The organism is Novosphingobium sp. TCA1 (assembly GCF_009811895.1).
Classification (GTDB): Bacteria; Pseudomonadota; Alphaproteobacteria; order Sphingomonadales; family Sphingomonadaceae; genus Novosphingobium; species Novosphingobium panipatense_A.
On the sequence record NZ_BLJH01000067.1, the window covers coordinates 1 to 7,783 of the forward strand.

A 7,783-nucleotide genomic window follows, 5' to 3' on the forward strand; every position below is an offset into this window, starting at 1 on the left:
CTGCCTAATCCCCCAACTGGGTGACGCCGCGCGGCCGTGCCCCATGTTTGCAACAGAGCCCCATCGCGCTCGACCGCGATCGGGTGGGTCATGGCTTTATCGCAGTAGAAACCGAAGCGCCTCGAAACTTCGCTCGAGCGGAAGGTTTCCATAGACAACCTCACGGTCTGATCTCCTGCAATTGAGGCCAGCGGCTGTTATGGCGCCGGTGTGATCGCCTGTTGATTTGGCTGAAAGCTGATACGCAATCCAAGGGCATCGGCAATTTTGCCGATCGTCGCGAAGCTCGGATTCCCTTCACCGGACAGGGCTTTGTAAATGCCTTCACGGCTAAGGCCGGTATCGCGTGAGAGCTTGCTGAGATTGCGAGCGCGCACCACGTCGCCCAGAGCGGCGGCGATTACGGCGGTATCACCATCCTCAGCAGCGGCGTCCAGATAGGCCGCAATGTCCGCTTCGCTCTTGAGGAAGTCGGCGGGATCGTAACGGCTAAAAGTCACGTCCATGATTTCATTCCTTCCATGCGTTCGCGATTGACTTTGCCTGCGCGATGTCTCGTGCCTGGGTGCTCTTGTCACCGCCGCAAAGCAGGACAATCACGATGGGGCCGCGCTTCATGTAGTAAACGCGGTATCCCGGCCCATAATCAATGCGAAGCTCGGATATTCCATCCCCTACGGGCTTTACGTCGCCCGGATTTCCAAGGCTCAATCGACGCAGGCGGATTTGTATCCGGGCTTTCGCATTTGAATCGCGCAAACCAGCCAACCATTGATTGAAGGCGTTAGACTGGATCATCTCGATCATGTGATAACCATAGTTGACACACCCCTTACTGTCAATCCTGGTTGGCAATCGGAGCATCGGCCCGCACCTTAGAGATCCTCGCGAACCATGATCGTCATGACGCGGCGCGTGACGCTGGCGTCTGTGGGATCGGGCGAACCCCATTTCAGGTCGGCGTCGTAAGCGTCGATCTGGAAATACACGGTCGTGCCCCGGTATTCGATCTGGCCGCGATCGCGCTCGGTCCTGTCGTCGTCGGGATAGGTGAATTTGCGGACCTCGGCGAGGATTTGGGCCTGGGCGACAACCTCGGCCACCGGGTTGTTGGCAAAGGTGCCGAGGCAGGTCCGGGTGATAACGGTTCGCCCGGTACGGTCGAGACCGTGTCGGCAGCGATCGTTGAGACGGGCGATGATTTCGCGTTCGGACAGGCCGGCTGCGGCGGTTGCAAGGGACATGGCAATCTCCTGTGGGTCAGGCGGCGAGACGGGGGCACTGCGATGCGGGCACGGCAGCGTTGAAGCGTTCGATCCAGCTGCGCATGGTCGGGCGCTCGTCGACGGGGATCGAGGCGGCGACGTCCTGAAACTGGATCAGGTCGAGTGGGGCATCGCTGATGATCCGGTCGATGTCGTCAGCGGGGAGCAGCCGTTCATGGCGGATGAAATCCGTCATGCGCCCCGGCCTCGCGCGGGTAGATTTGCGCCAGAGACCTTCGACCGTGTGAAGGCGCGGTGCGGCGCGTGCTTCGACAAGGACGATCAGGCGAAGGCACCATATTGGCAGGTCACGGACCTCTGGCGGGGTCATTCCGATGCAGAACCATTATGTCGCCATTGAGACGATCCATTCCCTTTGACGGGATAAGGATATTGTCCCATTATCGATCGGGTCGGGGCAATAAAATGGAAACGCCCAGTGTCATGTCGAGGGTTCAGTGCATCTTTTCCCGTTCGATCCTTGGCTCGGCGTCGAGCCTATACTTCTTGATGGGACGATGATCCGGCCTGCGCTTGATGACTCCATAAAGCAGGACGCAACCAAATACTTACCCGAAACAAATCTCCCTTCTCTCCTTCATTCCGACGGAAGCCCCGTTGTAGAAGTCAATTCGTTCATCACGTTCCTGCGATCCGATGGCGTGTCCCTTGCCAGCGCAGGCCACTATGCTCGAGATCTTCAGGTCTTTGCCCGTTACCTGCGGGATGCGCGTTCAAAGTCGTTACTCGACGCATCGAGTGCCGACGTAGGGAAATATCGCAGCCTTCGGCTCGAAGGGCCGGGCGAGCTCCGACTATCGGGATCGTCTTGGAAGCGCACCTCTGCGGCGCTAACGCGGTTCTATCAATGGGCCGCCAGCGAGGACGCAGGACTGATATCAGTTGCGCCGAAAACCAGATTCCGCCGTGATGGCGCGGTTGCCGAAGATACGATCCGCATGATCCCGCTCGAGGATTACGTTCTGTTCCGAGACCAAGGCCTGCTCGGTGGGGGTTACGCGAACGGCATCACTCACCGGCGGAATCCGATGCGCGATGCCGCGTTCGCCGAGCTGCTTGTGACGACAGGGGTTAGGCTCGAAGAAGGCGCAAGCCTTCTGATCGGTGAGCTTCCGACGACGAACGCCCGCGTCTTTCACGGCTGTCGCAGCACCATGATCGACCTGCCCGCCACAATCACCAAAGGGCGCAAACCTCGATCAGTGCCGTTCCCGAGGCGGGTAGCCAGTAACTTCATCGACGCTTATATTCGCGAGGAGCGGAGCCAGTTGGTCGATCGCTGGCGACGCGCGGGTGGGGTCCGGACCATGCGGCAGCCGCTCATCGGCACGCTTGCAGGCGGGCAACGCGTTTTGATCAAGGGCGAGCGGCGCCCTCGATCACTGGCGACTCTGCGCATCGACGAACGACGCAACCTCCTATTGCTGCCCGGATCGGGCGCACCATTGGAAAGTGCGCAGCCGGCAGCATTGTGGCTGGCGCAGGACGGCCAAGCCCTCACCCCCGCGGCATGGCAGTCGATATTCCGGCGTACCAGCAAGAAGTTGTCGGAGGACATGGGCTGGGACCTACACGTATCGCCCCATACCCTCCGGCATACCTTTGCCGTCTACTGGCTTACACACCTCGTCAAAGCGGAAGTGATGAGGCTCGACGATCGATCTGTCCCGGATCGAACCGAGGAAATCTACATGAAGGTTGTCAGCGACCCCTTGCGCCGGGTCCAGCGATGGCTGGGTCACGCCAGCGTCCTGACCACTGAAAAATATCTCACCTACCTCGATGAAGCCTTCGAAATCGTAGATCAGGCGGCCGAGGCGCTGGACTCTCGTCTGATGGGCTTCTTCTAGCAGTGGGTCGCCCTCGCCTCTCGTTCCGCGATTTACCTCCGCAGCAGGATGAGGAGCCGCGAGCCGACGCGATCGTAGCCTATCATCATCGTGACGGTGTCGGGCGCGAAATGACCTGGTTGCTGCACGAGGTGGGGAACGAAGGCCTGGGTCGCGATCTTGCCTTGTACCTTGGGCCGATGATGAACGAGCTGTTCGCCGGCCTGGCCGTCCCGAGTGTCGAACAGTATCGACAGAGCTGGATCCCGCTCGGGAAACATCTGTCCTCCAGCGGGCGCCTCAACGGGGGACTTCGCGTGATCACGGCCGCTGACATCGATGCCTGCGACGTTCGGGGTCAATACTCCCGGTTCCGTTGCCTTGTTCACGGCCTTCGCGCGATAGACGAACGAAACCCTGATCTGCTTCGTCCGGATCTGAAGGCGCGGATCAACTTCACGAGCCGGCACAACGGAACGGCATTACGGCCCCGCGAACCGTTGACACCGTTCGTCGCTCGCGTCCTGAAAGACGCCGCTGATCGCAGCGTGGTAGCTACACGCGAAAGGATCTTGTCGGGCCGCGAGCAGATCGAAGCTTTGCGAAACAAGCCGGAGAGGAGCCGCTTTGAGAATGTGTTCCTGAGGGTCGCCGACGGCACGCGCCCCGCTCGAAGCGAGTTCGACATGTTCAAATATCGCAAGGTTGCCATCGCCGCGGCCAGCGATCTTCTCGTTCTGACCCTGCCTGATGCGATCTGCTTCATCATCGCCATCGCGCTCCGGGTCGAAATGCCGATAGAATGCCTGCGGACCCTGCGGCGCGACTGCCTGAAGAACCCCGCGAGAGGGTACGTCTCCATTGAATACACAAAGGGACGAGGCGGCCCCCGCGCGAAGATCAAGCGCGAACGCGTGCGTGATGGTGGAATTAATACGCCCGGCGGACTCGTTCGCCTTGCCCTCGAACTATCCCGACCCGCCGCCGAGCGAATGGCCGATCGAGGGGACCCGAATGCGGATTACCTGTGGGTGGGCTTCGTTGCAGCCGGACTGCCGAGCTGGCGGCGGTTCAGCCTTTCTACCCACAACTTCTATGCCGCGATCAGGAGCCTTGGGCTCGTCGACGAAGCGGGCAAGCCGATAACCAAGATCGTTCCCGCCCGGCTAAGGAAGACGGTGAAGCGGGACAATTACTTGCGCCACACAGGCCACCTTCGGCGCTTCGCGAGCGATCACTCGAAGCCAGTTGCCGCTCGGCATTATGCCGCGGTGGACGGGCTTCGAGAAGAGCATGCACGCTCGGTAGCGGTCGCTGAAGGTCAACTGTTCGACATGGCGATGATGCCGTTGGTCCTGCCACCGAAGGAGGAAGTCAGCGCGCTCGCATCCGGCCTCTCGATCGGAAACCAAAAGCTCGACGCAGGCGCGGTCGCGTCGTTGGTCTCAGGCGATGCCGATACGTTCCTTGGCATGTGTTCCGGCTTTTGGTCGAGCCCTCTTGGGCGGAACGACAACGGCTCCTGCGCCACCGCGTTCACCGGCTGCCTCCATTGCTCGAATGCAGTGTTCACCGCACGAAAACTGCCTGCATTGCTGACCTATCTGACATGGCTAGCTGAACGGCGCGCCGTCATGACGGAAGCGGAGTGGCACGAGCGCTACAGCGCCGACCATAATCGAATTATGGTACAGATACTCCCCGTGTTCGACGCTGGCGATATCGAACAGGCTCGGTCCACGGCGGAAAATGCCGCTGTGGCGCCAGCGCTGCCGCCACATCTTCAGCGGGGCTGAACATGCGTCGGGTTCTGGAACGTGCCGAAGCATCTTGGCGGATTGACCGTTCGGCATTGGTGATTCCGCCCCAGATGGTCGTGAGTGGCCGTGAGCAGCAGAATATCTCTCTGGTCGGGGACGATAAGTGGCTGCTCGAATGTGCCATCGCGCGGCCGACAAAGGCCCATGAAGCCTGTATCTGCTTCGGTCGGATCGCCGATGCTGATGAGCGGGAGCTCATACGAGAATACCTGTTCCTGTCTTTAAACTACGACTCCCGAGACAATGTGCGCGGCCGCCTCGGCGTCCTGAAACCTGGTTCGCTGATGCAGGTCGGCAATATAATCCGGCATTTTCTACAAGAAGTGCGGGAAGCCGGACTTCGACTCCACGAGATCGATCAGCCTTGGCTGGATCAGTGGCTGTCCGCGAAGCGGCACCTCGCACCGGCAACTCTTGTCTACAAGATCCTCTGCGTACGGCGACTTGCGCTCTATACGCCCTCCCTGTCGTTCCGGGGAATCGAGATAGCTCCTTGGGGTAACCGTTCAGCGACTAGGATCGCGGGATACCGGGGTGGCCGAGAAAATGTCACACCGCGAATACCGGAAGCCATTAGCGCGCCGGCGTTGCGGTGGGCCATGTTCTACGTCCATCATGGGATCGACGATCTTATCGCCCGACATCGTATAGCTGGCATCAACATCGCCGCGCGTCGGCAGAGAGTGTCACCGAAACTAAGCGACCAGCGCCTGCGCGCTTATTTGGATGCGCTTGAAGCATCGGGCTCTGGAGTACCGGCGACCCAAGATGGTCGACCCGCGTGGCCAGAAATCTGCAAGGCCAGCGGCCTCGGCGTGGCAGTGCTGAAGGCACGCTCAGCTATGCTCGAGAAGGCAATCTCGCAACTCGGAACCGAGCGCCCAGGCGCAAGCAGTGGTTGGGCCAGCATGCCAGGAACAAACATTGCGTGGCGGTCGCATCTTCCCAGCTTCAGCAGCCGTTATACCTTCATACCGGCGATAGCCGCGTGCTATCTCGTAATCGGCCTATTATCAGGAATGCGCGGCGAGGAAGCGGCCGCGCTCAAGCGTGGTTGCCTCAGACTCATGCGCGACGAACATGGGAAGGTTAAGGGCTACGAACTCGTCGGAAGAATCTTCAAAACCCGTAAAAACGTCGACGGCGCTGAACATCGCTGGACCGTGATAGAGCCTGTTGCCAGGGCCGTATTGGCAGCAATACGGTTGCAGGACTATCTACACAACAGCGCCGATCGAACGGAAGCGCCGCGAGATGATGAGCCCCTGTTCAAACCGGCCTTGATTCGGGGGGTGGGCAATGTCCAGCTTACGGCGCATCAATCGACCGTATACCTGAATTACTTTGCCAAAGAGTGTCGCCGGCTCGCCGAAGAAATGGCAGCGGCGGCGCCCGCCGAAGCCGACCGCATACTGGCACTTTATCATATCCCGGACGAGGGTGATGAACCCTGGCGGTGGCGCACGCGTCAGCTCCGCCGCACCCTTGCATGGTACATCGCCAGTCAGCCCTTCGGCGTGATCGCGGGCATGATACAATATGGGCACGCGAGCGCCATGATGTTCGAAGGCTATGCGGGCACTTCCCAATCCGGCTTCCGTTCGGAGATCGAAGAGGAACGTCGCCTCGCTCAGCTCAGCGATATCGTCGAGATGTACGAGGACTGGAAGGCAGGGATCAATCCAGGCGGCCCCATGCGATCGAAACTCGTCGCCGAATTTACAAGCATCAGAAACAAGATCGGAGATCTGCCCGGCACGGTCGTTGATGATCGGCGCCGCGCAAAAATGCTCTCGAACACCGCCGTCACGCTTCATCCGGGTTATATCAACGACTGCTTCTTCTATGCCGACCACGCCCTCTGCTTGAAGGTGAAAGGAGCTGAGGCGCAGCCGGCATTTACGAGGTGCCAGCCTGCTCGTTGTCCGAACAGCGTGGTGGCGAGGCGGCATGTGCTGGCTCTGCAATCATGCATCGCAGATGCCGAGACCATGAAAAATGGCAAGAACATCAGCCCGATCCAGAAACACGCCATTGAGGCACAGATCGATATTTACAGGCAGTTGCTGGAACAGGTCGAACGATGACGACGAAAGCGAACCCTCCCCGGAAATCGCAAGCCACCGTCGCGCTGCTTGACGCCTATAACCGCTTGCGCGACGGCAAAGGCACCGCGACGAATGGCAAGCTGAGCATAACCAATGTTGCGCGCGAGGCGGGGGTCAGTCGAGCGACGGCCTATCGATGCTCCAAACTTCTCGCTTTGTTCGATGAAGCTCCGAAGCCGCCGAAGGCTAAACCACAAAGCACGAGCGGCAAGGCCGAGCTGCGAAACGTGATCAACCAGTTGCTCAATCGTATCATCATGCTGGAGGCTGCGTTGGAAGCCAAAGACGCGGAACTCCGGCAATTGCGCTCAATGCTGCCAAAACCACGGCCGGCCGACTCATGATGCGAGCAAGTCCTGAGGACATTACAATCGACGCCACGTTGCACGCTCAATTCGCTCTACGCTACATGGCGACGCGAGACCGCCACGGGCGGGCTACGCATTGAAGGCAGGTTCAGTGTAAAACCCTCCCCGCTTGCGCAGCACTGATCCTCCCCTGCACAACGCTTGATGGATTTTGGTTGGGCCCATCACTCGACGAAGAATTCCCTCAATCAACGGCCCGCCTGCGACCAGCAGCTTGAATGGGTATCTCGCATGTAAATGACCGCGATTGGCCGGTTGCAGACTGGCGGCTTCAGAGCAACGAATCGAGTTTAGCTGCCATTGGCCAACAGGTTAGCGTCCGCGCTCGTGGTGTAATTTCCGGTTTAGATTGAGGCGATCGCATGGGGTGGG

Annotated in this window: 7 protein-coding genes and 1 pseudogene; 4 read left to right on the forward strand and 4 right to left on the reverse strand. The window is 59.7% G+C overall.

Annotation, left to right across the window (positions count from 1 at the left end; translation table 11 throughout):
* Window positions 1-197 precede the first annotated feature (197 nt).
* The 4 genes and pseudogenes from NTCA1_RS27335 to NTCA1_RS27350 all read right to left on the reverse strand — a co-directional run.
* Complete coding sequence (locus tag NTCA1_RS27335; protein ID WP_103095394.1) at window positions 198-506, reverse strand: addiction module antidote protein; 309 nt, start codon at window positions 504-506, stop codon at window positions 198-200.
* Between the two features lie 4 nt (window positions 507-510).
* Complete coding sequence (locus NTCA1_RS27340; RefSeq protein ID WP_103095437.1) at window positions 511-807, reverse strand: type II toxin-antitoxin system RelE/ParE family toxin; 297 nt, start codon at window positions 805-807, stop codon at window positions 511-513.
* 68 nt (window positions 808-875) lie between these two features.
* Window positions 876-1,244, reverse strand: a complete 369-nt coding sequence (locus NTCA1_RS27345; RefSeq protein WP_159832414.1) for a DUF3768 domain-containing protein — start codon at window positions 1,242-1,244, stop codon at window positions 876-878.
* 16 nt (window positions 1,245-1,260) lie between these two features.
* A pseudogene (locus NTCA1_RS27350) lies at window positions 1,261-1,611 on the reverse strand (hypothetical protein); the annotation flags it as partial.
* 172 nt (window positions 1,612-1,783) lie between these two features.
* Between NTCA1_RS27350 and NTCA1_RS27355 the strand changes: the two are divergent.
* The 4 genes from NTCA1_RS27355 (at window position 1,784) to NTCA1_RS27370 (ending at window position 7,387) form a co-directional block, all read left to right on the forward strand.
* Window positions 1,784-3,136: a tyrosine-type recombinase/integrase gene (locus NTCA1_RS27355; RefSeq protein ID WP_154651475.1), complete on the forward strand. Its 1,353-nt coding sequence runs from the start codon at window positions 1,784-1,786 to the stop codon at window positions 3,134-3,136.
* A 110-nt stretch (window positions 3,137-3,246) separates the two neighbouring features.
* Window positions 3,247-4,911, forward strand: coding sequence for a hypothetical protein (locus NTCA1_RS27360; RefSeq protein WP_048939653.1), 1,665 nt, complete (start codon window positions 3,247-3,249; stop codon window positions 4,909-4,911).
* A gap of 2 nt (window positions 4,912-4,913) precedes the next feature.
* Window positions 4,914-7,022 carry a hypothetical protein gene (locus NTCA1_RS27365; protein WP_048939652.1) on the forward strand — a complete coding sequence of 703 codons (2,109 nt, stop codon included), beginning with the start codon at window positions 4,914-4,916 and terminating at the stop codon, window positions 7,020-7,022.
* The gene (locus tag NTCA1_RS27370; protein WP_010409068.1) at window positions 7,019-7,387 is read left to right on the forward strand and encodes a hypothetical protein; all 369 of its coding nucleotides are present in this window, start codon (window positions 7,019-7,021) and stop codon (window positions 7,385-7,387) included. Before NTCA1_RS27365 ends, NTCA1_RS27370 begins: the two co-directional genes overlap by 4 nt.
* Window positions 7,388-7,783: the final 396 nt, after the last annotated feature.